We start from the raw sequence: 329 nt of genomic DNA, 5'->3' as shown, positions 1-329 counted from the left end.
ATGGCTGGGGAGGCTGGATTCGAACCAACGAATGGCGGAGTCAAAGTCCGCTGCCTTACCGCTTGGCTACACCCCAATGAAATGGTGGAGGGAGAAGGATTCGAACCTTCGAAGGCAGAGCCGGCAGATTTACAGTCTGCTCCCTTTGGCCACTCGGGAATCCCTCCGATGGATGGTGCCTCGGGGCGGAATCGAACCACCGACACGAGGATTTTCAGTCCTCTGCTCTACCGACTGAGCTACCGAGGCAAATGGTGGGCGATAACGGAATCGAACCGCTGACCTCTTGCATGTCAAGCAAGCGCTCTAACCATCTGAGCTAATCGCCC

4 tRNA genes are annotated in these 329 nt (G+C 56.5%); all 4 read right to left on the bottom strand.

The features are described 5' to 3' along the window. Position 1: 1 nt before the first annotated feature. A tRNA-Gln gene (locus H1S01_RS21060) sits at positions 2 to 76 on the bottom strand. 6 nt (positions 77 to 82) lie between these two features. Continuing rightward, positions 83 to 167 (bottom strand) — tRNA-Tyr (locus H1S01_RS21055). 6 nt (positions 168 to 173) lie between these two features. After that, positions 174 to 249, bottom strand: a tRNA-Phe gene (locus H1S01_RS21050). 3 nt (positions 250 to 252) lie between these two features. After that, a tRNA-Val gene (locus tag H1S01_RS21045) sits at positions 253 to 329 on the bottom strand.

The organism is Heliobacterium chlorum (assembly GCF_014502795.1).
Taxonomy (GTDB): Bacteria; Bacillota; Desulfitobacteriia; order Heliobacteriales; family Heliobacteriaceae; genus Heliobacterium; species Heliobacterium chlorum.
Note: the sequence above shows the minus strand (reverse complement) of the source record. Positions and strands in the feature narration are given on the sequence as shown.